At 61.3% G+C, this 23,571-nt stretch carries 19 protein-coding genes and 1 tRNA gene; 10 read left to right on the top strand and 10 right to left on the bottom strand.

Features of this window, described 5'->3' with window-relative positions; genetic code table 11:
• The first annotated feature begins 245 nt into the window (after positions 1-245).
• A complete protein-coding gene (locus NZ585_13400) occupies positions 246-3,587 on the top strand; it encodes a Swt1 family HEPN domain-containing protein (GenBank protein MCS7081031.1) in 3,342 nt (1,113 codons plus the stop codon).
• Positions 3,588-3,806: 219 nt separating this feature from the next.
• Here the strand turns inward: NZ585_13400 and NZ585_13405 are convergent, their stop codons facing one another.
• Positions 3,807-4,697, bottom strand: coding sequence for a class I SAM-dependent methyltransferase (locus NZ585_13405; protein MCS7081032.1), 891 nt, complete (start codon positions 4,695-4,697; stop codon positions 3,807-3,809).
• A 327-nt stretch (positions 4,698-5,024) separates the two neighbouring features.
• Here NZ585_13405 and NZ585_13410 point away from each other — a divergent pair, with 327 nt between their 5' ends.
• Entirely contained in the window at positions 5,025-6,629 is a 1,605-nt protein-coding gene (locus tag NZ585_13410) for a methylcrotonoyl-CoA carboxylase (protein ID MCS7081033.1), read from the top strand.
• Between the two features lie 45 nt (positions 6,630-6,674).
• Here NZ585_13410 and NZ585_13415 read toward each other — a convergent pair whose 3' ends face one another.
• Genes NZ585_13415 through NZ585_13435 form a run of 5 tightly spaced genes read right to left on the bottom strand, consistent with a single transcriptional unit; the run spans position 6,675 to position 11,230 of the window.
• Entirely contained in the window at positions 6,675-7,691 is a 1,017-nt protein-coding gene (locus NZ585_13415) for an MBL fold metallo-hydrolase (protein ID MCS7081034.1), read from the bottom strand.
• 9 nt (positions 7,692-7,700) lie between these two features.
• Entirely contained in the window at positions 7,701-8,240 is a 540-nt protein-coding gene (locus NZ585_13420; GenBank protein ID MCS7081035.1) for a hypothetical protein, read from the bottom strand.
• Positions 8,237-9,307, bottom strand: coding sequence for a UDP-3-O-(3-hydroxymyristoyl)glucosamine N-acyltransferase (gene lpxD / locus NZ585_13425; protein ID MCS7081036.1), 1,071 nt, complete (start codon positions 9,305-9,307; stop codon positions 8,237-8,239). The genes NZ585_13420 and lpxD overlap by 4 nt, the downstream gene beginning before the upstream one ends.
• 20 nt (positions 9,308-9,327) lie before the next feature.
• Positions 9,328-9,915, bottom strand: a complete 588-nt coding sequence (locus NZ585_13430) for a methyltransferase domain-containing protein (protein MCS7081037.1) — start codon at positions 9,913-9,915, stop codon at positions 9,328-9,330.
• The gene (locus NZ585_13435; protein MCS7081038.1) at positions 9,908-11,230 is read right to left on the bottom strand and encodes a Glu/Leu/Phe/Val dehydrogenase; all 1,323 of its coding nucleotides are present in this window, start codon (positions 11,228-11,230) and stop codon (positions 9,908-9,910) included. The genes NZ585_13430 and NZ585_13435 overlap by 8 nt, the downstream gene beginning before the upstream one ends.
• A gap of 194 nt (positions 11,231-11,424) precedes the next feature.
• Here NZ585_13435 and NZ585_13440 point away from each other — a divergent pair, with 194 nt between their 5' ends.
• Positions 11,425-12,894: an AarF/ABC1/UbiB kinase family protein gene (locus NZ585_13440; GenBank protein MCS7081039.1), complete on the top strand. Its 1,470-nt coding sequence runs from the start codon at positions 11,425-11,427 to the stop codon at positions 12,892-12,894.
• A 64-nt stretch (positions 12,895-12,958) separates the two neighbouring features.
• On the opposite strand, the gene NZ585_13445 is transcribed toward NZ585_13440, so the two are convergent.
• Positions 12,959-13,041, bottom strand: a tRNA-Leu gene (locus NZ585_13445).
• A gap of 243 nt (positions 13,042-13,284) precedes the next feature.
• On the opposite strand from NZ585_13445, the gene speA reads away from it, so the two are divergent.
• The 4 genes from speA (at position 13,285) to NZ585_13465 (ending at position 17,327) form a co-directional block, all read left to right on the top strand.
• Positions 13,285-15,174 carry a biosynthetic arginine decarboxylase gene (gene speA, locus NZ585_13450; GenBank protein ID MCS7081040.1) on the top strand — a complete coding sequence of 630 codons (1,890 nt, stop codon included), beginning with the start codon at positions 13,285-13,287 and terminating at the stop codon, positions 15,172-15,174.
• A 101-nt stretch (positions 15,175-15,275) separates the two neighbouring features.
• Positions 15,276-16,325, top strand: a complete 1,050-nt coding sequence (locus tag NZ585_13455) for a deoxyhypusine synthase family protein (GenBank protein MCS7081041.1) — start codon at positions 15,276-15,278, stop codon at positions 16,323-16,325.
• A gap of 108 nt (positions 16,326-16,433) precedes the next feature.
• A complete protein-coding gene (locus NZ585_13460) occupies positions 16,434-16,823 on the top strand; it encodes a 6-carboxytetrahydropterin synthase (protein ID MCS7081042.1) in 390 nt (129 codons plus the stop codon).
• A gap of 6 nt (positions 16,824-16,829) precedes the next feature.
• Positions 16,830-17,327 (top strand): GNAT family N-acetyltransferase, encoded by a 498-nt coding sequence (locus tag NZ585_13465; protein MCS7081043.1) that lies wholly within the window; start codon positions 16,830-16,832, stop codon positions 17,325-17,327.
• Here the strand turns inward: NZ585_13465 and aroE are convergent.
• From aroE to NZ585_13480, 3 genes are read right to left on the bottom strand one after another with little or no spacing between them, the layout of a single operon-like run.
• Complete coding sequence (aroE, locus tag NZ585_13470) at positions 17,305-18,831, bottom strand: shikimate dehydrogenase (protein ID MCS7081044.1); 1,527 nt, start codon at positions 18,829-18,831, stop codon at positions 17,305-17,307. The two genes, NZ585_13465 and aroE, sit on opposite strands and share 23 nt — an antisense overlap.
• Positions 18,832-18,866: 35 nt before the next feature.
• Complete coding sequence (locus NZ585_13475) at positions 18,867-19,328, bottom strand: DCC1-like thiol-disulfide oxidoreductase family protein (protein ID MCS7081045.1); 462 nt, start codon at positions 19,326-19,328, stop codon at positions 18,867-18,869.
• Between the two features lie 5 nt (positions 19,329-19,333).
• Entirely contained in the window at positions 19,334-19,918 is a 585-nt protein-coding gene (locus tag NZ585_13480) for a hypothetical protein (protein ID MCS7081046.1), read from the bottom strand.
• A 370-nt stretch (positions 19,919-20,288) separates the two neighbouring features.
• Between NZ585_13480 and NZ585_13485 the strand changes: the two genes are divergently transcribed.
• From NZ585_13485 to NZ585_13495, 3 genes are all read left to right on the top strand, one after another.
• Positions 20,289-20,867 carry a type II secretion system GspH family protein gene (locus NZ585_13485; protein ID MCS7081047.1) on the top strand — a complete coding sequence of 193 codons (579 nt, stop codon included), beginning with the start codon at positions 20,289-20,291 and terminating at the stop codon, positions 20,865-20,867.
• Positions 20,868-20,979: 112 nt separating this feature from the next.
• Positions 20,980-21,291: a Rieske (2Fe-2S) protein gene (locus NZ585_13490; GenBank protein ID MCS7081048.1), complete on the top strand. Its 312-nt coding sequence runs from the start codon at positions 20,980-20,982 to the stop codon at positions 21,289-21,291.
• Positions 21,288-23,489 carry an ATP-dependent RecD-like DNA helicase gene (locus tag NZ585_13495; GenBank protein MCS7081049.1) on the top strand — a complete coding sequence of 734 codons (2,202 nt, stop codon included), beginning with the start codon at positions 21,288-21,290 and terminating at the stop codon, positions 23,487-23,489. Before NZ585_13490 ends, NZ585_13495 begins: the two co-directional genes overlap by 4 nt.
• Positions 23,490-23,571 lie beyond the last annotated feature (82 nt).

Raw genomic sequence — 23,571 nt, forward strand, 5'->3', positions numbered from 1 at the left:
TTTGCGAACGGCGGAAGCGGGCGGCCGAGGCGTTGGCGTACAATGCGTTGGTGCAGAGTTTTCCTGAGATTGTCCGGCTGGCGCGGGAAGCTGGCGCGGCGGCGGCGCAGGGAACGCTGTTCGGAGACAAAGAGGCGTAAGCGTTTCCGCAAGTGCGCGGGTTTTCCGGGGCGCTTGGTGGAAGCCACACTCGCCGGGCGCACCACCCCGGCGTCCCGTCCTACGGCGGCGACAGAGGAGGAGCGATGGCCGTCACGAATCAGGAACGAGTCGGCAAGGCAATGGAGGCGCTGCGCGCCGGGCTAGGTCCCTACGTCGAACGCGAAGTGCAGGCGGCTTTCCAATCCGGGATACTGCATCATGACGCGGTGCGGCGCTTTCTAGACGATCCGCTCACCGGGCAGAAGCCGATTGCGACGTGGGACGCGGCGGCGCTGCTCAAGCTGATGTGGGAAGTCTGGAACGATGTCTTCCGACGAACGCTCGGCTTCTCCGAACGCAGCTTGGTTTCCGAACTCCGGGACTGGCGTAACAAGTGGGCGCATCAGGAGGCGTTTTCCAGCGACGACGCCTATCGCGTTCTCGATTCTGCGGCGCGTTTGCTGACGGCCGTTTCCGCGCGTGAAGCCGATGAGATTGAGCGGATGAAGCTCGAACTGCTGCGCGCCCGGTTTGACGAGCAAGTACGCGGCGAGAAGCGCAAAGTCGGCGGTTCGCTCATTGAACCGGCCGCGTCCGGCCATCTTGCCCCGTGGCGCGAGGTCGTCACGCCGCATCCCGATGTGGCCGGCGGGCGCTACCAACAGGCGGAGTTCGCCGCCGACCTGTGGCAGGTTCACTTAGGCGAAGGGACGGAAGAGTATCGGCATCCGCCGGAGTTTTTTCGTCGCACCTACCTTACGCAAAGTCTCAAGCGGCTGTTGGTCGGCGCCGTAGAGCGACTGGCGGGACGGGGCGGCGATCCGGTCATCCAACTGCAAACCAACTTCGGCGGCGGCAAAACGCACGCCATGCTCGCGTTGTACCACCTGTTTTCCGGCGTCCGCGTCGGCGAACTCCCCGGCGTGGACGCCGTGCTGGCCGAAGCCGGCGTTGCGCCGCCGGAGCGTGTGCGGCGCGTCGTACTGGTCGGCAACAAGCTGTCGCCCGGCAACCCCGTCGTGAAACCGGACGGCGTGCAGGTGCGCACGCTGTGGGGTGAGCTGGCGTACCAGCTTGGCGGTGCGGAAGCCTACGCGCGGATTGCGCCGGACGACGAGCGCGCCACCAGCCCCGGCGACCGTCTGCGGGAACTGTTGAGCGACTACGGCCCGTGCCTGATTTTGATTGACGAATGGGTGGCGTACGCCCGCCAGCTCCACGACGCCGACGATTTGCCCGGCGGCAGTTTTGAAACGCAGTTTACGTTTGCGCAGGCGCTCACCGAGTCCGTCAAACTCGTGGGAAACTGTCTGCTGGTCGTTTCGCTGCCGGCTTCGGATACGCAGGGAACGGCCTACGCGCCGGCCGACGATGTGGAAGTCGGCGGACTGCGCGGCCGTGAGGCGTTGGAGCGGCTGCGCAACGTCGTGGGGCGGGTGGAGTCCGCATGGCGTCCGGCGACGGCCGAAGAAGGCTTCGAGATTGTTCGGCGGCGGTTGTTTGAGCCGTTGTCCGGTCCCGAAGCTTACAAACAACGCGACGTGACGGCGCGCGCCTTCGCCGACCTGTACCGCGCGCATGCGGCTGAGTTTCCGCCGGAGTGTCGCAGCGCCGACTACGAGCGTCGCCTACAGGCGGCCTATCCCATTCACCCGGAGGTTTTTGACCGGCTGTATGAGGACTGGTCAACGTTGGCCGGGTTTCAACGGACGCGCGGCGTTTTGCGTTTGATGGCGGCGGTGATTCATCGTCTCTGGGAGAGCGGCGACCGCAGCCCCCTGATCCTACCGGCGAGCATTCCGATTGACGATCCGCGTGTGCGGTTTGAACTCACGCGCTACTTGCCCGACAACTGGACGCCGATCATCGAGAAGGATGTGGACGGCGCCGGCTCCCTGCCGATGAAGCTTGACCGCGAACTTCCAAACTTGGGCAAGTTGCAGGCGACGCGGCGCGTGGCGCGGGCGGTGTACTTGGGTTCGGCCCCGACGACGGCCGCCGCCCAGCGGGGGCTTGAGGATCGCCGGGTGAAGTTGGGCTGTGTTGCGCCGGGTGAGTCGCCGGCGGTTTTTGGCGACGCGCTGCGCCGGTTGGCAGCGGCGGCGACGTATCTGTATCAGGACGGGGCGCGGGTGTGGTACGCGCCGCAACCGACCGTAACCAAGTTGGCCGAAGAGCGCGCCGAACAACTCAAGCGCGACCCGGATCAGGTCGCCGCCGAACTGGAGAAGCGTTTGCGCGCCGAGTTGCGGAACACGGCGGATTTCGCGCGGGTTCACCTCTGGCCGTGCTCCGGGGCGGACGTGCCCGACGAACTGGACGTGCGGCTGGTGGTGCTGCCGCCGGAGCATCCCTACGGCAAGGAAGCCGGCAACGCGGCCGAGCGGGCGGCGCAGGCGATTTTGGATGCACGCGGGAACACGCCGCGCCTGTACCGCAACACGCTGGTGTTCCTCGCGGCCGACCGGGCGCGTCTCTCCGACTTGGACGAAGCGGTGCGTCGGTATCTGGCGTGGGCGTCCATCATCGCGGAGAAGGACACGCTCGACCTGTCGCCGTTTCAGCTGCGTCAGGCGGAGGCTCAGCGACAGGCGGCGGAAGGCGCCGTGGCGGCGCGACTGCCGGAGACGTACCAGTGGCTGCTGGTCCCGGAACAGAAAACGCCGGCGTCGCCGGTGACGTGGACGACCGCCCGGTTGTCGGGAGCGGATGCGTTGGCGGCGCGCGCCGGGAAGAAGCTCCGCTACGACGAGCTGCTGGTAACGTCCCTTGGCGCAACCATGCTGCGAAAGCATCTGGACGAGATACCGCTGTGGCGGGGCGAACACGTCGCCGTTCGCCGACTCATTGAGGACTTCGCCGGTTATTTGTACCTGCCGCGACTGGCCGGGCCGCGGGTTTTGGTTCAGGCGGTTGAGAAGGGCGTCGGTTTGCTGAGCTGGGAGATGGAAACGTTCGCCTATGCCGAGGGCTACGACGAAGCCGCCGGGCGCTACCGTGGGTTGCGCGCCGGGCAGGTGTTGACCCTCGGTGTGGACGACGGCGGGTTGGTCGTCAAGCCCGACGCGGCGCGGCGGCAGTTGGCGCAGGAAACGCCGTCGCCTTCCGCTTCCGGCCAATCCGTTCCGGGCCGCGCCGATTTGGTACAGTCCGTACCGGCGGCGGCGCGTGTTTCCGACGCCGATGCGCTGAAGCCGTCCGTGCCGCCGCCCCTGCGACGCTTTTACGGGGCAGTCAGGCTTGATCCGGCGCGGGTCGGACGCGACGCGGGACGGATTGCCGAGGAAGTCATTGCGCACCTGCTCGGTCAGCCGGACGCGGAAGTGAGCGTAACGTTGGAAATTGAGGCGCGACTGCCGAACGGAGCGAGCGAACAGGTGGTGCGGACGGTGACGGAGAACAGCCGAACGCTGAAGTTCAACCAGTATGCCTTCGAGACGGAGTAGCCGTTCAAGCAGTCGCCGCCTTGACTGGAGCGACACTCACGGCGCGAACTGCGTCAATGGCTTGGCGTGTGGCGCAGCGTTTCGCGCCGTTCTGAAATCAGCCGCCGCCACACCTTGCGGCGCGGCGGGACGCCGCTATGAACACAGTGGAAGTCCCCTGCATACAAAAAACCGTTGACGCAGCCTAGCCGGGGCATAGCTACGTTTCTGGAGACCGTCTTAGGCAAACTGGCGGATGACATCCTGCGCTTGACGACAATATGTGCTCCAGAAGGCTTCTTCGGCGATGCGGCGCAGACGCGACGGCAGCTTGCGCCAGACGCGCGGTGACGACAGGTAACGCCTCCAGGTTCGCCGGGCATACAGCGCCATAATCTCCGCCGCCAAACCAGCAGGTGGCGGCGCAACGGTTGACGCTCCCGGACGGAATACGGCGCGGATCACAGCACCGTCGCCGGCGGCCTGTACCTGAAGCGCCTCAAGTCCGGCGCGCGCTGCTACGGTCGCCAATGTTTCCGGCGTGAAGTGAAAGAGGTGCGCCGCAAAGAACGTGTTGTGCGGCGCAGCATATGGGTACAGCAGGTTGGGAACCTCAATCGCCAGCCTTCCCTGCGGCGACAACCAAGCGGCCATGCGGCGCAGGGCGGCGACTGGATCACGGAGATGCTCAAGTACGTGGAAGGCCGTCACCAAGTCAAAGACTGGCTGTGGTTCGAGCGCGTCTAGTGGGGCGCTCACAAGCGGCGCAGCGTACGCCGCCCGCGCATAGGCAGCGTAACCCGCGTGCGGTTCAACGCCTTCCGCATCAAAACCCCGCGCCCGCGCCACAGCGACAAACTCGCCGCCACCCGCGCCAATGTCGAGCAAGCGCGCGCCCGGAAGAAGCCATGGCGCGAGCCAATCAAGGCGTTCGCGCGCCGACCGCGCCGCTCGTACGATGTGCTTCTTTTTTGGACGATGAACGCCCTTGTAGGCTTCACGGTACGCCTGCGCATAAAACGTATGCAGCGTTTCCGCGTCGGGTCGCGGCGTCACCTGTGCGACGGCACAACGCAGGCATAGCGCAGTCATCAACGGGCGGCCGGTTTTACCGTCCACTTCGGAAAGCACGCGCCAATCCTGTCCGCCGCAAACACCACAACTGAAAGCGCCTATCACATCAAGCTACATCTCCTAACGGCGCTTGGGGCGTGCGCGCTAGGGCACCCCTTCAGGTGAGGTCTGACACTCTAAAACGGCTTTCCGACGGGAAGAAACCCTGCTCTCCGTCTGTGCGCCGTTCATCGAAACGAGCGTCGAAAGGTATCCGCTTAAAGCCGCCAGACAATAAGCTCTCCTCAGAATGAATGACGCTTTGCTTTGTAGGAGGCGGCGCGTATGCTGGGCTAATCAACCAACACTTTCCAACCGCGTGACGCACGCTTTACGGAACAGTCTATGTTGATCGAGTCCAAGCTTCAGACTGATAGTGAAGAGTTTCAAACCAACTACGCCGCAATGCTGGCGCAGTGCGAGCAACTGCGTGAACGCCTTGAACTCGTCAAGCAGGGGGGCGGCCCAGCGGCGCAGGAAAAATTCCGGGCGCGCGGCAAGCTACTACCGCGTGAACGCATCGAGCGGCTGCTCGACCCACGTAGCGATTTCCTAGAGCTATCGCCGCTGGCGGCGTGGGATATGTACGACAACGAAGCCCCATGCGCGTCGTTCATTGCTGGCATCGGGCGAGTTCATGGGGTCGAGTGCCTTATCACGGCGAACGACGCCACCGTAAAGGGCGGCGCGTTCTACCCGATGACCGTCAAGAAAAGCCTCCGCGCGCAGCAGATCGCGCTGGAAAATCGTCTACCCTGCATTTCGTTGGTCGAATCCGCCGGCGCCAACCTGTTTTATCAAGCGGAAATGTTCGTCGAGGGTGGGCGCGGCTTCTGTAATCAGGCGCGGCTGTCGGCGCGCGGCATTCCTCAAATCTCGCTCGTGTTCGGCAGTAGTACGGCGGGCGGCGCGTATGTGCCCGGCATGTCTGACTTCGTTGTGATGGTACGCCGGCAAGCCAAGGTGTTCTTGGGCGGGCCGCCGCTCGTCAAGGCGGCGACGGGTGAAGACATTGACGATGAAACCCTCGGCGGGGCGGACATGCACGGGCGCGTGTCAGGCGTCAGCGACTACACAGCCGAAGACGACGAGGACGCCATTCGCATCGGGCGTGAAATCGTCGCCAGCCTCAACTGGCGCAAACCGCCCATCCCCAACCGCCGGACGCCGGAACTGCCTGCCTACGATCCTGACGAACTGCTTGGGATCATCCCGGTCAACCCGCGTAAGACGTTCGATATGCGCGAAGTCATCGCTCGGATTGTGGACGGCTCGCGCTTCTATGAGTTCAAGCGTGACTACGGCCCGACGCTGCTGACCGGCCATGCGCACATTGAGGGCTTTCCAGTCGGCATTATCGCCAACAACGGCGTGCTGTTTTCGGAATGCGCGCTTAAGGCGGCGCATTTCATCCAAATCTGCAATCAGACGCGAATTCCGATCATTTACCTACACAACACGCCGGGCTTTATGATCGGCAAGAAAGTCGAGTACGAAGGCATCGTCAAGCACGGCTCAAAAATGATCCAAGCCGTCTCCAACGCGAGCGTACCGCAGTTTTCGGTCATTGTGGGCGGCTCATACGGCGCGGGCAACTACGCCATGTGCGGCCGCGCCTATGACCCGCGCTTGCTGTTTTCGTGGGTCAACAGCCGGATTGCCGTCATGGGCGGCGAACAAGCGGCGGGCGTGCTCGTCCAAGTGCGGGTGGCGGCAATGAAAGCACGCGGCCAGACGCCCAACGCCGAGCAACTGGAAGCTATGCGCCGCGAAGTCGTCGAGCAGTTCGAGGCGCAATCCTCGGCGTACTACGCCACCGCACGCCTGTGGGACGACGGCATCATTGACCCGCGCGATACGCGCCGGGTGCTTGGGTTGGGGTTGTCAATGGCGTACAACGCAGACTTCACCAGCGAGCCAGCGTCTCGCTATGGCGTGTTTCGCATGTAAGCGGCCGAACCATCACAAGGTGCGAGCATACCAACAGCGGCGGCGTCAACGCCCGGCGCGGCGGTCCGGCATGTCGTCGCCGGTGTCGTTGCCGGCGTCGGGCTGCCGCCCACGCCAGACGGCCTCCGCCGCCGCCTTGCGCGCCGTTGTGACAACGTACTCAGTCCCGTTGCTGGCAATCGTGATGTCGCCATGCAGGTCGGTGCGGTACACGGTCGCTCCGATGCGCCGCAGCCGGTCCAATGTCCCCTGCGTCGGGTGACCGTAGCGATTCGTCGCGCCGCAGGAAATCACGGCGACTTCCGGCTTCACCGCCTGCAAAAATGGCTCCTTGGTCGAGTGACGTGAACCGTGATGCGCAACTTTCAACACTTTGGCGTTGAGCGGCGCCTTGTCGGCCAGCAGACGCGCTTCTGTTTCGTCTTCCGCGTCGCCGGTAAACAGCATTGAAAAGCGCCCATAATCCAACCGCACGACGACGGAATTGGCGTTCAGGTCGCTGCCGGAGACGTTTTGCAGCCATGGCTGCCGCGGCCCTAGGACGGAAAGCACAATCCCGTTGTCAAGATTGAAATTCTGTCCCGCCTTGGCGATGGTCAGCCGTCCGACGTGCTTTTTGACGGCTTCAAGCATCCGGCGGTAGGTCAGGGTCGTGTGCTCTTGTCCGCTGTCGAGGAAATTTTTGACCTTGACGGCTTCCAACACATAGCCCATGCCGCCGATGTGGTCGGCGTGGGGATGCGTGGCGATGACCAGATCAAGCTCCCGAATGTCCAATCGGCGCAAGAACGCCGTAACCCGCGAACCGGCTTCAGCGAGGCCCGCGTCAATGAGGACGGTTTTTCGTTCGGGCGTGACGATGAGGAAGCTGTCGCCCTGCCCTACGTCAATCGCATGGACATAGAGCACCTTGCCCGTCAGAGTGGGCGGCGACGGCGTCAACCGATCCCGGAACCGCCACAGTCCCCAGAGAGCGGCGGCAATAAGGCCAACGCCGGCCAAAAGCAACAACCAACTGCGCCAACCGCCCCGTGACGGCCGGCGCACCCGAGCAGCGCTCATGGCTCTGTCCTATCTGTGATGGTTGTCATCCGCTAATTGGCGGGCGCGGGCGTTTGCATTGGGAGTGCGGGCGTCCAGCGTGAAGTCAATGTGATCGTAGCCTTCAAGGCCCTTCACGATGAGCTTCTCGCCGGTTTTCCAGGAAAAATCTGGCGCGCCGTCCGCACCCTCGGCGTACTCAAACGCACGCGCAATGACGGCGAACGGTTCGCCGCCGGCCAGCCGCCACTCCACCCTGCGCCCTTTTTGTTCGGCGTAGTTTGGAGCTTGCCCGGAGACGACAAGGCGTGAGAACCGCCTGTCGCGCGATTCCACAAACACATCGGCGGCCAGCGCGCTAAAGCTCACCAGCAGGCGATAGTCGCCGTAGCCGGCGCAGTACAGCGGCGCATCGCTTCCCTCGGCGGCGGCGCGTCCGTAGCGACACTGTGTGTTGAGGTCGGTGTAGGCGCTTGTAAAGCCCGCCTGCGCCGCCGAATGACCGGGCAAGGTGACGACCGGCAAAATAAGGAGCACAAGCCAAACCAACTGAACAGGTTTGCGATTCATGAGGATGCCCTTTCCGGCGCGCGCTCGGCTTCTAGGGCGGCGACGCGCGTCTCCAAGGTTTGCACTGACTTCAGCAGCGCCGGTAGTTTCGCCTGCGCCGCCGAAACGCGCAGCCACTGACGGCGTTCAACCGCCGGATAGCCGGCCACTTGTTGGCCGGGTGGGACATCATTCGGGATGCCGCTCTGAGCTAGGGCCGTCACGCCGTCGCCGATGGTCAAATGGCCAGCGACGCCGACCTGCCCGGCTAGAATCACCCGCGAGCCAATGACGGCGCTGCCGGCGATGCCGACCTGCGCGCACAACAGCGTATCTTCGCCGACCTCAACGGCGTGGCCGATTTGCACAAGGTTGTCGAGCTTAGCGCCGCGTCGGATGCGGGTTTCGCCGACGCTTGCGCGGTCAATTTGCGTTCCTGCGCCGATTTCCACGTCGTCCTCAATAATGACGCGCCCGGTTTGCGGAATTTTTTCCCAGCTTCCGTCGGGGCGCTTGGCGTAACCGAAGCCGTCGCAGCCGACCGTGACGTGGTTGTGAATGATGACCCGTCGCCCGATTTCAACCCTTTCCCGAACGACGACATGGGCATGCAGCACGCAGTCGTCGCCAATCCGCGCGTCGTCATACACGACAACGTGCGAGTACAACGTCGTCCGGTCGCCAATGAGGACATTTTCCCCGACGACGGCGTAAGGGCCAATGCGTACTTCTGCGCCTAGCCGCGCCGAGGGCGCAATGAGCGCTGTTGGATGCACACCCGGCGGCGGCGTCGGCGGCCGGTAAAACCACTTCGCTACCTGCGCAAACGCCAGATAGGCGTCCGGCGCGCGGACAATCGGGCAGGGTACGCCGTCCGCCGCCGCGCCCCGACTGAGGATGATCGCCGCCGCCTTCGTCGTCCGCGCCTTGGCGGCGTAACGGGGATTAGCGAGAAAGGTCAGCTCGGTCGGTCCGGCGTCTTCAAGACCGGCGACGCCCGTAATGACGACATCCGTCGCGCCTTCCACTTCGTAACCGAAGGCGGCGGCAATCTCGCCAAGGGTGTAAGCTGAACGGTTGGTGGTCATGCCGTTTGGTGACGTGGGCGTTATTTGACGACTTCTAGTTCAAAGTAAATCTCTTTGCCGCGCATAACGGCGTTCAAGTACTGCTCCCAAAAACGCCGCAGGAAACGCCAGCGCGGATGGCGGCGGTCAAGGTTGACCAGCCATTCAACGCCACATACACGCCAGAGGTTGAGCAGAGTGACATACGGCGGCCGCTGACGGAAGCGCACCGGCGTGTAGAAATCAAAAACTTCCCCCCCGACCGTTAGGTTCCGAAAAGAGTAGCTGTTGAGGTGGTTGCGGTGCGTCAAATCGGTTGGAAAGTCAGGATTTGTCCAGTGCGGCGCAACCAGCAAAACCCACCCGCCGGGCCGGACAATACGGTGCAACTCCGTCACGACCGTCAAGGGCGACTGTACGTGTTCGATGACATGCCGCCCAATGACGAGATCAAACGCATTGTCGGGAAAGGGATACGGCACGTCATCAAGATCGTGGATGACATCGGCGGCGGAGTGCGGGTTGGCGTCCAAGCCTGTTGCACCGGGGGTCTTGCGGCGTCCACAGCCAATGTCTAGCACCCGCCGCCCATCTGTCGCCGCTAGCCAGCGGGCTAGGACATCAGGCATAAATTCCGCGCAGGGCGAGGTCGCGTCCCATTTGCCGTACGCCAAGGATGTAGGCTGCGTCGCGCAGGCTAACGCCGTACATTTCCCCTGTCTTGACGACGTTGTGGTACATCCGAGTGACGTAATCGCGCAGCCGTTCCAACACAACGTGTCGCCGCCAGCGGAAACCGATGCGATTTTGAACCCACTCAAAGTACCGGACAATAATGCCGCCTGATTCGCCCATAATCGCCGGAATCACGTAGATGTCGCTGTTTTCCAACGTTTGACTTGCTTCCACGGTCGTCGCGCCGTAGGCTGCCTCACACAGGATGCGGCAGCGCAGGTGATTGACATTGTCGGCAGTGATTTGGTTTTGCAGGTAGGCTGGCACGAGCACGTCACAGTCAAGTGTCAATAACTCGGCGTCGGAGATAGCGTCGGCTTCCCGGTAGCCCGTCAACGAGTGCGTCCGGGCGAAGTACTCCAGTACATCGGGGACGTTTAGCCCGTCGGGCCGATACACGCCGCCGCCGGAGTCTGTGATGGCGATGACTTGGTAGCCGGCTTCATACAGCAACTTCGCCGCCGCGCCGCCGCGCCGTCCCGCACCCTGAATCGCTACGCGCGTCCGGGACGGTTGGCCGCCCAGGTGCTTGAGCGCGGCGTCAAGGAGACACCAGACGCCGTAGCCGACGGCTTCGTGCGAGCCATGCGAGCCGCCCAACTCCAACGGCTTGCCGGTGACAATCGCCGTCACGGTCTGCCGGGCATGCATTGAGTACGTATCCATAATCCATGCCATCACCTGCTGGTCGGTGCTGAAGTCGGGCGCAAGGATGTCCCGTTCCGTCCCGATGATGTCGAGAATTTCCACCACGTACCGGCGGGTCAGGCGCTCAATTTCCTGACTCGACATCTGCGACGGATCGCAGATGACGCCGCCCATCGAGCCGCCAAAGGGGACATCAGCCACGGCCGCCGTCAGGGTCGCCCACAGCGCCAGCGCCCGTAGATCGTCCAGCGTCAGGTCAGGACGGTAGCGCAGCCCGCCCTGCATTGGTCCCATGGCGACGTGATGCTGGACGCGGTAGCCCGGAAAGACTTGGATTTCACCGGAGTCCATTTGAACCGGCAGGCTGACGGCCAACTCACGGCTCGGCAGCGCCAGAATCAGGCGGTAATTCGGGTCGAGGTTCAAAATATCAGCGGCGCGGTTGAAGTACATGCTCACGACGCGCGTCATGCGCGCCTTGTTGTCAGGCGTGGCGTCGAGGTTGGCGGCGTCGAGGTCGGGCAGGGAACGGGAGGAAAGCGAAAGAAGGGGATTACTCATAGGCGATTCCTTGCGGTTGTTGGTAGAAGTGCGTGCGCCGCGTGTAGTTTTACACCGAATCGGTCTGCGGTGGTTAATTCAACTTTTCTGGGGCGTAATCCCCCGCGCCATACGCTACGTTGTGAGTGACACCGAGTCTGCAATGCTCTAGACGCCCTGCGCGATGCGCCGCCGGCGTCAAAAGCTTGAATCCGATGCCGCCAAAACTTCGTCGTCGTCTCGTAACCATTCTCCGCACGTTTCTGCCGTTTTTTCGCGCTTGGGCCCTCAGTCGCCTGCCGGTGGGTGACCGGACGGCCCGCACGGCGCGCGCCGCGCAAAAGCTGCGTGAAGCTCTCGAACAATTAGGCATTGTCTTTATCAAGGTGGGGCAAGTCGTCGGCGTCCGTACGGACACGCTGGCGCCGGCCTACGCCGCCGAACTTGCCAAGTTGCAGGACGCCGTGCGTCCAGTGCCGATTCACATCGTCAAACCGTTTCTCGAACGTGAATACGGGCGTGTGTTGTCGGAAATCTTTGAGCGATTTGACCCGGAGCCGCTCGCTACGGCCAGCATCGGGCAAGTGCATCGCGCGCGGTGGCGTGGGCGGGAGGTGGTTATCAAGTTTCTCAAGCCGGACACGCTTGCCCTGCTGGAAACGGATTTTGAGTTGATTCGGCGCATTGCGGGCGGCCTGCGCCGGATTTCGCGCAACCCCATCTGGGAGGACATTCTGACGGTGGTGGGCCGTTTTGAAGCTGGCTTCCGGGAGGAAGCGGACTTCGCCGCAGAGCGACGGCACGCCGTTCGCATTCGGGAGATCTTAGCGCCGTTCCCGGATATCGTCGTCCCGGAAACAATTGACGAGTTGTGTACGCCGCGCATTCTGGCGCTGGCCTTCGTGGAGGGATGCCGGATCAGCGACGCCGAGGCCGTACGCCGGATCGTCCGCCGACCCGAACGGCTGCTTGACCGCCTTGTTCACCTTTATGCCTACATGATTCTGTGCGAGGGCTACTACCACGCCGATCCGCATCCGGGAAATTTTCTGGTGCTGCCTGACGGCCGCTTGGCGCTGCTGGACTTCGGCATGGTGCAAACCATGCAGGCGGCGACCCGCGAGACGCTGGCTCGTATCGTACAAGCCGCCCTGCGCGGTCAGCTCGACGAAGTAGTGGATGGGTTTTACCGTATCGGGCTGGTCGCCCCGGAAACGCCGCGTGATCTAGCGCGGGCGGCAATTGCCCGCATTGGTGAAATCAACGTCTTGCAGTCGAACACCAAAAACCGCATTGCGGCCGTCGGGCGGGCGGTTGAAGAGAGCCAGGTGCGTTTTCTTCTGCCGGAAGACCTCGCGTACGCCTTTCGGTTGATTCAAATGCTTGAAGGGGTGGCGTCATACTACCGGCCCGGTTGGAACGTCATCGCTGACGGCGGAGCAGGTTTGCAGGCGGCGCTGGAGGATTTGGTGCGCCGAACGGTGTCATCTCCCACTTCCCGCACGCCGGTCGCACCGCCGGCTGTCACTGTCAATGGTACGCGCCTGCGGCCGACCGAAAGCCCGGTGCGACGATTGTTCCAGACGTTGCAGGAGATGTTAGCCCCAGCCGCCGAACAACTCGACCAAGCCGCTGCGTCCGGCAAGGCCGAAACGGCCGTTGAAACCACAGCCGGACGGCCGTAACCCTATCGCCGACAGGGTTCTGAAGAACATGGCGCTTTCTAGCCGTCTTAGCGTGGGGAAGAAGTGCCGGAGGAGAGACTCGAACTCTCACGGGGTTGCCCCCACCGGATTTTGAGTCCGGCGCGTCTACCATTCCACCACTCCGGCGAGCGTATGACGAAAACCAATATAGCGCAGCCCGGCGGCTAGGTGCAAAGTCCTGCGTTTGGGATGGGCGGCGAGCGCATGTTGCAGGTGGCAAGGGACAGCTTCATGTTGTTGGAAACACTTGGCTTAGGCCTAGTTGGGCGGGGTGGATTTTTTTTTGACGCCTATTTTTGCGTTTGCTAAAATCACTGGCTTGTTTGCGTCGTAACCACACAACGTGACTTCAAGCCGCGAGGGGAGGCGATGAAAGCAAAGCTTGAGGAGGTTGCTCAAACGTATGGGATTGAAAACTGGGGCGCAGGGTACTTCAGCATCAACAAAAAGGGACACCTCGTGGTTCATCCCAGTGAATATGACCGACGCGGCGCTGATGTCATGGAAATTCTTGAAGACCTCCAACGACGACGCATTCAGGCGCCGCTGCTGCTGCGGTTTCCACAAATCCTTGTCAACCAGATGAAAAAGTTGACCGGGGCCTTTCGCAACGCCATCAAAGAGTTTGGTTACAACGGCCGCTACTACGGCGTGTTTCCAATGAAGGTCAACCCGCGTCGTGAGGTTGTGGAAGAGTTTCTGCGCGCCGGTCGGCGGTATGACTTCGGAGTAGAAGTCGGCAGCAAGGCGGAACTGTACGCGGCGCTTGCGCACGAGCAATCGCCTGATTCGGTTCTCATCTGCAACGGCTTCAAGGATGAAAGTTACATCCGCTTGGCGTTGCTCGGCACGGAAATCGGTAAAAATGTCATCATTGTCATTGAGAAAATTGGCGAATTAGAAACCGTCATTCGGCTATCACAGGAAATCGGTATCCGTCCGTTGCTCGGCATTCGGGTCAAGTTGTACTCGAAAGGCAGCGGTCGGTGGGAAAAGTCAGGTGGTGAGTCGGCGAAGTTCGGCCTGACTACGAGTGAAATTCTGGAGGTCATTCGTGTTCTTCGTGAACACGAGATGGTTGATGACCTTCGCCTGCTCCACTTCCACATCGGCTCACAAATTACCAGCATCAAGCGCGTCAAAAACGCCATCAAGGAAGCCGCACGCGTCTACGCTAAAATTCGGGCAATGAAAATCAATGTGGATTATCTCGACGTAGGCGGCGGGCTAGGCGTTGATTACGACGGTAGTAAGACCAGTTCGGAGTCATCGGCTAACTATACTGTTCAGGAGTTCGCCAACGACGTGGTGTACACCATCAAGAGCGTATGCGAGGACGAAGACGTGCCCGAGCCGCACATCATTACGGAATCGGGACGCATGCTGACTTCCTACCATGCGATCTTGGTAGCAAACATTCGCGCTGAAATTGAGACAGTTGTCGGCGAATATGAAAGTGTCAAAGTAGATGAAGATGATCCGCAGGTCATCGTTGAACTCAAAGATCTGTGCATGGGCATCAACTCAAAGAACTACGCCGAGTATTACCATGATGCTCTAGAGCACAAGGATGAGATGTACACGCTGTTCAATCTTGGCTTGATCTCACTGGAGGACCGCGCCAAGGGTGAGATTCTGTTCTGGGAAGTCTGTGAGCGGACAGCGAAGTATGCCCAGAATGATAAAAGCATGATTGATGAATACGAAGAGTTGCGCCAGATGTTGGCGGCCAAGTATCTATGCAACTTTTCAATTTTCCGCTCGCTGCCTGACAGCTGGGCTATTGACCAACTCTTTCCCATCATGCCGCTGCACAAACTGGACAAGCCCCCGACCGAACTGGCGACGTTGGTGGACATCACTTGCGACTCCGACGGCGTAATTGACAAGTTTGTAGATTTGAAAGACATCAAAGAGACGTTGGAACTGCATCCGTTCAGAGGCGAGCCCTACTTTCTAGGGATTTTTCTAGTCGGCGCGTATCAGGAAGTCATGGGCAGCGGCCACAACTTGTTCGGCCCACTCAATGAGGCGCACATCATCATTGAGGACGAAGGCTACTTGATCACCAAGGTCGTCCCCGGCGGGACGCTAGGGGAAGCGGTTGAAACGGCCCGCTATGAACGGGCGGCGCTTCAGGAAAGCTTTGGCGAGTTAGCCGCTGAGCAGGTCAAGCGCGGCCGTCTTTCGGCCGAGCGGGCGAATGAGTTGTGCCGACAATACGAAAGCTATGTTTCCTGCTATACCTATCTGACCTGAGCCAACTGATTTCGGCTTGAGGGGGCTGTCGCCATTGCCCAGCGTGCGCTTCGCAGCGCCTGTGACACGAGTTGGAGACATGAGTTGGAAACAAAGAGGCTATGAGCAGAAAAGCAAAAGCGTCGCCCTACTTGAAACGACCCACTGATCCCATTGAGCTTGACCGTGACCGCAGTGTGGCCGGGCTGCTGTCCAAGTTTGAGGCGACTTCTTTTCAGGCCCGTAACCTCGCCATCGCCCACAACATCTGGCTGAATATGCTCGAGGACGCCTGCACCATCGTGCTTGGGTTGAGCGGCCCACTCATTCCGGCGGGGATGCGGCGCTTGATTGCTTGGCTGATTCGTAACCGCTATGTAGATGTGGTCGTCTCCGATGGTTTGACAGTTTTTCATGACATTCATGAATCGCTCGGTCGCCAGCATTATCAGGGCTCGCCGCTAACGTCGCCGAGCGAGTTGCAGGCGCACGGCATCGCCCGTCTGTATGACACGTTGCTGAGCGAAGAAGAAATTCAGGAGGCGGATGAGTGGTTGCGGAGCTTTGTCAATATGCAGGACATGAGCCGTCCGTATGCCACCCGCGAGTTTCTCAACCTGCTTGGCCACGAGCTTTCGGAAATCGCCAATGAAGACGGCGTCCTAACGGCAGCGTACAAAGCGCGCGTTCCGGTCTTTTGTCCCGGCGTGACGACTTCGCCGCTGGTGCGCGGGATCGCAGCCGGGCGGATTGATCGCAAATCGCCGTTTTTGTTTGATGTGATTCAGGATGTGGTGGAAATGGCGCACGTGCTGGTCGGTTCCACCAACGTCGGCGCACTGTATTTTGGCTCTAGCCTCTGTAGCGACTTTGTACAGCAGGCTCAAGCGACCGGCACGGTGGTCAATGCGCGGTTGCGTCCGCTGAAGTACGTTGTGCACGTCACGCTGGACGGCCTGCACAGCGGTGGCGCGGTGTTGCATCCGCTGGAAGACGCCGACAACTGGAGTCGCGCAGCGAAGGAGCTACGGCTGGTGACAACATACTGTGATCCAACGATTGCGTTGCCGATACTGGTGACGGCGCTGGCGCAAAGCGCCGCACGCCAGATCAAAACCCGACGGAAGCCGACGTTCACAATCGGACGTGAACTTGTCATGAACGCCGCCTAGTTTTGAAAAAGCTTCCCCACGCCTAAGGCTGTCGCTTCGTCGCCCTCCAGTTGAAAAGAAGCCGGCAGCAGTTGGGAGCGTCTGTTATTGCTAGACGCCGAACAGGCTATGAGTAAGCGTTTTTACGAGGTCATGGTTGAGACAGAGTTCTGTGCGGCGCATGCGTTGCGGCGCTACCACGGCCAGGGTGAGTCCGTCCATGGTCATAACTGGCGCATTCAGGTCTTTGTGCGCGGCGACAGGCTCGACGAGAACCACATCCTGATTGACTTTCGGGCGGTGCGGGAAGCGACGGAAGCCGTCATGCGGTACCTCGATCACAAGTACCTCAACGAACTACCGCCCTTTGACCGCGAACTCAACCCCTCGACGGAAAACATTGCGGCCTTTGTGTTTCACCAGGTCGCTGCCCGGATCAACACCGACCGCTATCAGGTGGCGTTGGTGCGGGCGTGGGAAACGCCTTCGACCATGGCCGCTTATGGCCTTGCGAGTTAGTTGACCGTGACGGACGTATCGGCGGTTCTCCCGCTGACGGCGCTGGACGCCTATGCTTGCTGGGCGTTGGCCCATCGCTGTTTCGCCGCGCACGAGACCTACGATCTCGCCACATTTCGCCTCTTGCTCGACTCGCCGGATTCGGTCTCCTATAAGGCGCTTGACGCTGACCGGCACATGGTGGGTTTTCTCATCGGGTTGGTTGACCGCTTCCCGACGCCCGGCCGCGGGCGCGGCCGACTCCTCGGCAGCGGACACATTGTAGCAGTCGGCGTTGCGCCTGAAGCGCGGCGGCAGGGACACGCGCGGCGCTTATTGACCACGGCCGAACAAGGCTTTCGGCGGCGAGGAATGACGATTGTGCATCTTGAGGTTCATGCCGCAAACGTCGCCGCCTGCCGACTGTACGCCACGGCAGGTTACGTGGCCGCGCAACGCCTACCCGGCTACTACCCTGATGGAGACGACGCCCTGAAGATGGTCAAGTCCCTGTTGGAGATATAGCCAGGGCGCGCTCGGCGGCCGCCTGCATGACCGACACCGGCGCAGTTTGTCCCGTCCAGCGGGTGAACTGTTCCGCCGCCTGAGCAACGAGCATCGGCAGCCCATCCAAGACGGCAATCCCCCGGTCAGCGGCGGCTTGGAGCAAAGGCGTTCGACGTGGGCGGTACACCAAGTCGTAAGCCCACGCCAAGCCGTCGAGCTTTTCCGGCGCAACTGGACAAGCGGTTTCGGCGTAGCCTGCCATGCCGACAGGCGTTGTATTGATGAGGCCAGTAAACCCGGCGCCGCAAAACCGCTCCAACGGCTCCACCGGTACGCCGAAGCGTGCGCCAAGCGCCTGGGCGCGTGCTGGACAACGGGCGAAAACCGTGACCTGCGCGCCGGCTTCAACCAGTCCGCAGACGACGGCGTGCGCTGCGCCGCCCGCGCCTATGACAGCGACCGGCCGACCGGACACCGTGAAGCGTTCCGTAAGAGGACGCATTGCGCCAACGACGTCCGTATTGTCGCCGATGAGTTCCGTACCCTGTGTCAAGAGGGTGTTGACGGCTCCGACGCGCGCCGCTGTCGGTGTCAGGTGGTCGAGGTACGGGATGACAGCTGTCTTATGGGGCAAGGTCACGCTGTAGCCGCCGACCGACCAAGGCGTCCGTCGCGTGCGTGGATGAACAAAGTCTCGCACGAACATCCCCAGATCATCCGGCGACACCTCAACGGGGATGTACACCCAGTTCAAGCCCAGATGGGTGAAGGCGGCGTTGTGCAGGTCCTTAGAAAGTGAATGCGCGATGGGCGCGCCGATCAGGCCAGTGACGATGGTTTCGCGGTTGAGTTCAGGGACGCGGAACGTCCGGCGCAGTTCGGCGGCGGGCAGTTGTCCGGGCGCAATGGCGCGTCCGTCGTGTGCGGCGGCGTATGTCCAACGTGCGCCATAGGCTGGACCGAGAATCCGGGTGAAAACGCCGTAGCCGCCCATCCCGACGGCAATTTTCCGCGTTGGCGGTTGGGGTGTTTGCAGCCAGTGAAAGAGTCGCGCCACGTCATCCGGTCGGTTGACCGTAGTCGCCAGCTTGGCGGCTCCAGCGTATGGCGGAAAGCAGGTTGCAGCAAAGCCGCCGACATCCGGCGGCGTTTCGTGAAAGTCGTGCTGTGAGATGATGATGCGCGACCAGACGGGCTGATCGGGTGAGTAGGCGGCAAGCAGAGGCGCAACAAGGTCTAATTCAACGTCAAAGGCTTCAGCCTCGGTCTGCAGGGCGTCACGCCAGAACGCCAGCCGTTCATCGCGGGTCAGTTCCCGAAAACCGCCCTGTTCGCGGGGACGAAATGTGACGACCACCGGTTTCGTCCGTTTGGTCAGGGCTTGACGCAGGATGTTACTCACTTCGGCCGGCGGCGTCATCTGAAGCGCATCCAAGCGCAACTCCAGCCAGTCGGCGTCGGCGACGACAGCCGACGCAAGAGCAGCGAAAAGGGCGTCGGCGGTCGCAGCGGCAATCGGCATACAAATCACGGTGACAGCTCACGACAAGAAGCGCATCACAAAAAGCGCATGCGGATGTCCGGCGACGGCGTCAGGCACGTGTCGTACTTCCCAAACAGCTGGTAGCGCCAAGCGGCGAAAAGATCATAGAGCCAATCGCGTAGGGCAGTGGGCAGGGCGTAGGCGACGGTCAGCAGCCGCCACCAGCCGCCAAGGTACTCAGCCACACGAAGCGCCGCCGTTGAACGAACGAAGACCTGCTCTGTGCCGTCGGACGCAGTTTCAACCAAGACGACGGAATCCACGGTCGCTAGCCATGGATGGCGCGCAACGACCGCTGCGCCGTACTCCCCTTGAAGAGGGGCGAAGCGCATGGTTCCGCGCCTGTCTTGGGCAATGATGAACCGCACCGTCCAGTTGCAAAAGCCGCAAACGCCGTCGTAGAGCAAAACGCGCTCCGGCTCGGAGGGTTCACCGTCCCTCGTATACGTTTGCGCACGATTTGGTGTTGAGGACATAGTGGTTACTTCGTGAGTTCCATTGCCCAGCTGTTTTGGGGCGACACAGTTTTGGCGGCGACATCCACCTCCCACACAGCCGTCTGTGGTTCTTGACCAATGAGTTTGACCGTGTACGTCACCTTACATTTTGACCCTTGGCACTCAACGCGCCAGCCCTCCGCCTGATCGACCTTCTTGCTCTCCACCAACTCCACGAGGTAGGCGGTGAGCGCCTCGCCGATTGTTCCACCCTGCTTGGCTTTGGCCCGCTCCACTAGATGCAGCGCGCCCAGTTCGACGGTTGGCGGCGGGGCGTTCCAAAATCTATACTCGCTGATGCCATAGCCGAGCGCGCCAGACAGCACGAGAACGCCGCCAAAGATGGCGACTAACTGCCACTTGGAGAGCTTGAGTTCAGGTTTGGTCTGAGCACGGGTGAGTTTGCCAGTTTTGCCGGGCGCAATCTTCTTTTTGGCTTGCGGCGCTGCGTACTTGCCGGCGATGCCGGTGCTCACGCCAGCCTGCTGAATCTTCGGCGTCGCTAACTTGCACCTAGGACACTGGTCGGCGTCCACTGGGACTTCATAAAAACAGCGCGGACATCTCATAACGGGTCTTCAAGCCAACACGCAACATAGCGGCGGCGAGGGACTGCAATCACCCGCGGCAGTGACAAAATACGTCAGTTTTCCACAATCTGGTAACAAAAATCCGTCAGTCGTCTGGAATGATGCTGAATTCCATCTGCACTTCGGATTCTGGCTCACCGGCGCACAGGTAAGCCAAAACCATCTCTTGCAAAGCTTTACGTTCTCTTCCGCAGGATTTGACAACTGTCCACCCGTCCGTCTTGGTAGTGTGGAGCCGGTTTTGCGGTACGCACCAGTGCGCTAGGACGGTTCAATAGAGCAACTTTGAACCCAAACCCAGGCGACGATCATCGTGCCTGGGCAGGTGCTTTGAAGGGAAAGGTCAAGTATGTCAAACAGGCTCTTACTTAGGCCGCGCCGTCGGGCGTTGTGGGGTCCCCAGCGAGGTTTCACGCTGATTGAACTCATCATCGTTGTGGCTATACTAGGCATTATTGCGGCAATCGCCGTTCCTAATCTGATTATCGCACGCGACGCCGCCCGCCGTGGGTGGTTTCAATCCACAGCGCGCGCCATCGGGTCATCTTTGGAGGTGTTTGCGCAAGCCAATCGCGGACGCTATCCAAGGGACGGCATCTTCTATGAAGCGCCGGGTGGTGATGCGGCCAAGTGGGAGCGGGACTCCGGGATGCCTTGGGTCGGCTTTGCTAACCCCGCCCAACAACCGACGTGGGCAATTGACTACCAGGTACACCCTAGTCCACTTGTACCGGGAGCGCGTTACGTTGGCCTGTGTTACTGCGGCCTGCGCGGCGCTCCGGCAGACGGCAACATTACTAACAATGCGTCGCTTTGGGCCGATTACGGCATGGGACAGGCAATCCCTACAGATCGCCGGCTAATCTTCATCTTTTATCAGGGACTTCCACCAGATCGAATCTGCCCAGACGCCGCATGTACCCCCTAGCCGTCCTTGACAGCGCTGAAGGCTGGCTCAGCTTTGGCGTCACTGCTAGACTCGCGAGTAACGTTATGTTCTAGTCTCGGTCAGCCGGGACTTTTTTGTCGTGAAAAAAGCCATGCCGCGTGTCAGAGTCGCCGCCTTGTCCGACATACCACCGGGGCAAATGCGTCTTGCTTCAACGGAACAGCGGAAGTTAGTCATTTACAACTGCAACGGGATGTTCTACGCCAGTGAGAACGCCTGCCCGCACATGGGCGCATCCCTGAGCGACGGCGTCCTCATTGGGACGGAAGTGACCTGCCCATGGCATCACTGGTCGTTTGATGTGACGACCGGCGCATGCACCAGTAATCCGCTTGCCCCGAAAACGCTGACCGTGTTTCCAACGACCATCGAGAATGACGAGGTGTGGGTGGAACTTCCATGACCGGTCGGCCGGCCGTCCCAACGACGCTTGTTGGAACGGTTGAGCGCATTACGTACGCCAATGCGGAAACGGGCTACACAGTACTCCGGTTACAGGTCCCAGACGAACGCGAGCCTTTGGCGGTCGTCGGCTACTTTCCGACGCTGTCGCCGGGCGTGACGCTCCGGCTGACAGGTTTCTGGACGACGCATCACACCCACGGCGTCCAGTTCAAGGCCGTACAGCACGAGATTCGCCAACCGGCGACGCTCGCTGGCATTGAGAAATACCTCGGCTCCGGCCTCATCAAGGGCATCGGCCCCGTCACTGCCCGGCGGATTGTCGCCCACTTTAGAGAAGCGACCCTAGACATCCTTGAAACGGACATTCAACGGTTGAGCGAGGTGCCCGGCATCGGCGCTAAGCGCATGGCGATGATTGCGCGCGCTTGGGAAGCGCAGCGCGCCGTCAAAGATGTCATGCTGTTTTTGCAGTCGCATGGCGTCTCAACGCACTACGCCGCCAAGATTTACAAGCAGTACGGCGCGCGGGCGATTCAGACCGTCGTTGAAAATCCTTACCAACTGGCGCGCGATATCTACGGCATCGGTTTCAAGACCGCCGATGCGATTGCCGCCAACCTCGGCGTTGCGCCTGACGCCGAAGCCCGGTTGCGCGCCGCCTGCCTCCATGTTTTGCACGAAGCCGTGGAGCATGGACATTGCTTCTTGCCGGCGTCCAAGCTGGTCGCTGAAGTCCAGTCGTTGCTGGGCCTGCCGGACGCATCGCGCGTGCAAGCGACGGCGGACGTGCTGGCCGCCGAGCAGGAATTAGTCGCCGCTGCGCTGGACGCTCCACCGGAGACTTGCTACCACCTACCGTATTTGTTTTACGCCGAGCAGCACATTGCACGTTTGGCGCATGGGCTGTGCGCGCGTCCGTGCGCGGATCTGGAAGAGAAAGCCGCTCGGTGGCTTGAACACTACATGGCGCGTGAGCGGCTTCAACTGTCCGAAGAACAACGTCAGGCTGTACTGACGGCGGCCGTCCGGCGGATATTGGTCATTACAGGCGGGCCGGGCTGCGGCAAGACGACGACGTTGCGCGCCGTCGTGAGTCTGTTCCGGGCGTTGGGTCTACGGGTTGACTTGGCGGCGCCGACTGGACGCGCCGCCCAACGGCTTTCGGAAGTCACCGGCGGCGAGGCGCGCACATTGCATCGGCTACTGGCTTACGATCCGGGACGCGGGCGTTTCACCCACGACGGCGATTATCCGCTGGATACTGACGCTGTGATTGTCGATGAGGCCTCGATGCTGGACGCACCGCTGGCGGCGGCGTTGCTCAAGGCTGTCCCGGCGCACGGCCGGCTGCTGCTGGTTGGCGACGTTGATCAGTTGCCTTCGGTGGGACCAGGGCGAGTGCTGGGCGACATCATCGCGTCCGGCGTCATACCGGTTTGCCGCCTAACGCAGGTGTTTCGCCAAGCGGAGGGCAGTCTCATCATTCAGAACGCTCACCGCATCCGCGCCGGACAGTTTCCCAAGCTGATCCAGCCGGACGGCAAAACCACGACCGACTGCTACTTTGTCGCCGCCGAGACGCCGGAGGACATTCACCGGCGTCTCGCCAACATTGTGGCGCGCAGCCTCCCTAAGCGCTTTGGTTATGATCCAGTTGACGACATCCAAGTGCTGACGCCGATGAATCGTGGCGAATTGGGGGCCGGGGAACTCAATCGGCGCTTGCAGGCCGTGCTCAATCCGCCGCAGGCTGGGCGGCCGGAGGTCGAGCGGTTGGGACGAATCTTCCGAGTCGGCGACAAGGTTGTGCAGCGCGTCAACAACTACACGCGCGAAGTCTTCAACGGTGACATCGGGCGAATTGTCAGGATTGATCTTGAGGAGCAGTCCTTGACGGTAGATTACGGCGGACGGGAAGTAGATTACGACTGGGCGGACGCTGCTGAACTGGCGCACGCTTTTGCTCTGTCCGTCCACAAAAGTCAGGGATCGGAGTATCCAGCCGTGGTCATTGTGCTACACACGCAGGCGTTCCCGGTGCTGAGTCGAAATCTAGTTTACACGGCGCTGACACGCGCCAAGCAAACGGCTGTATTGCTAGGAACAACGCGCGCCATCGGGTTGGCGCTGCGTCGGATTGAAGCTGAACAGCGCTACACCCGGCTGACGGCCATGCTGCGCGACCCTGTCCTCTGACCCGCTCCTCATGGAACGCGGCGCTGCGTCGTTTCTTGACATCGCCCGGCGACGCAACATAGGCTGTACTGCAATTTTCAGT

It is taken from the genome of Chloracidobacterium sp. (assembly GCA_025057975.1).
In the GTDB taxonomy this organism is placed as follows: Bacteria; Acidobacteriota; Blastocatellia; order Chloracidobacteriales; family Chloracidobacteriaceae; genus Chloracidobacterium.

Coding starts and splice junctions, on each gene's coding strand:
- NZ585_13400 (MCS7081031.1), top strand. CDS start 246: ATGGCCGTCACGAATCAGGAACGAGTCGGCAAGGCAATGGAGGCGCTG.
- NZ585_13410 (MCS7081033.1), top strand. CDS start 5,025: ATGTTGATCGAGTCCAAGCTTCAGACTGATAGTGAAGAGTTTCAAACC.
- NZ585_13415 (MCS7081034.1), bottom strand. CDS start 7,691: ATGAGCGCTGCTCGGGTGCGCCGGCCGTCACGGGGCGGTTGGCGCAGT.
- NZ585_13420 (MCS7081035.1), bottom strand. CDS start 8,240: ATGAATCGCAAACCTGTTCAGTTGGTTTGGCTTGTGCTCCTTATTTTG.
- lpxD (MCS7081036.1), bottom strand. CDS start 9,307: ATGACCACCAACCGTTCAGCTTACACCCTTGGCGAGATTGCCGCCGCC.
- NZ585_13430 (MCS7081037.1), bottom strand. CDS start 9,915: ATGCCTGATGTCCTAGCCCGCTGGCTAGCGGCGACAGATGGGCGGCGG.
- NZ585_13435 (MCS7081038.1), bottom strand. CDS start 11,230: ATGAGTAATCCCCTTCTTTCGCTTTCCTCCCGTTCCCTGCCCGACCTC.
- NZ585_13440 (MCS7081039.1), top strand. CDS start 11,425: ATGCCGCCAAAACTTCGTCGTCGTCTCGTAACCATTCTCCGCACGTTT.
- speA (MCS7081040.1), top strand. CDS start 13,285: ATGAAAGCAAAGCTTGAGGAGGTTGCTCAAACGTATGGGATTGAAAAC.
- NZ585_13455 (MCS7081041.1), top strand. CDS start 15,276: ATGAGCAGAAAAGCAAAAGCGTCGCCCTACTTGAAACGACCCACTGAT.
- NZ585_13460 (MCS7081042.1), top strand. CDS start 16,434: ATGAGTAAGCGTTTTTACGAGGTCATGGTTGAGACAGAGTTCTGTGCG.
- aroE (MCS7081044.1), bottom strand. CDS start 18,831: ATGCCGATTGCCGCTGCGACCGCCGACGCCCTTTTCGCTGCTCTTGCG.
- NZ585_13475 (MCS7081045.1), bottom strand. CDS start 19,328: ATGTCCTCAACACCAAATCGTGCGCAAACGTATACGAGGGACGGTGAA.
- NZ585_13480 (MCS7081046.1), bottom strand. CDS start 19,918: ATGAGATGTCCGCGCTGTTTTTATGAAGTCCCAGTGGACGCCGACCAG.
- NZ585_13485 (MCS7081047.1), top strand. CDS start 20,289: ATGTCAAACAGGCTCTTACTTAGGCCGCGCCGTCGGGCGTTGTGGGGT.
- NZ585_13490 (MCS7081048.1), top strand. CDS start 20,980: ATGCCGCGTGTCAGAGTCGCCGCCTTGTCCGACATACCACCGGGGCAA.
- NZ585_13495 (MCS7081049.1), top strand. CDS start 21,288: ATGACCGGTCGGCCGGCCGTCCCAACGACGCTTGTTGGAACGGTTGAG.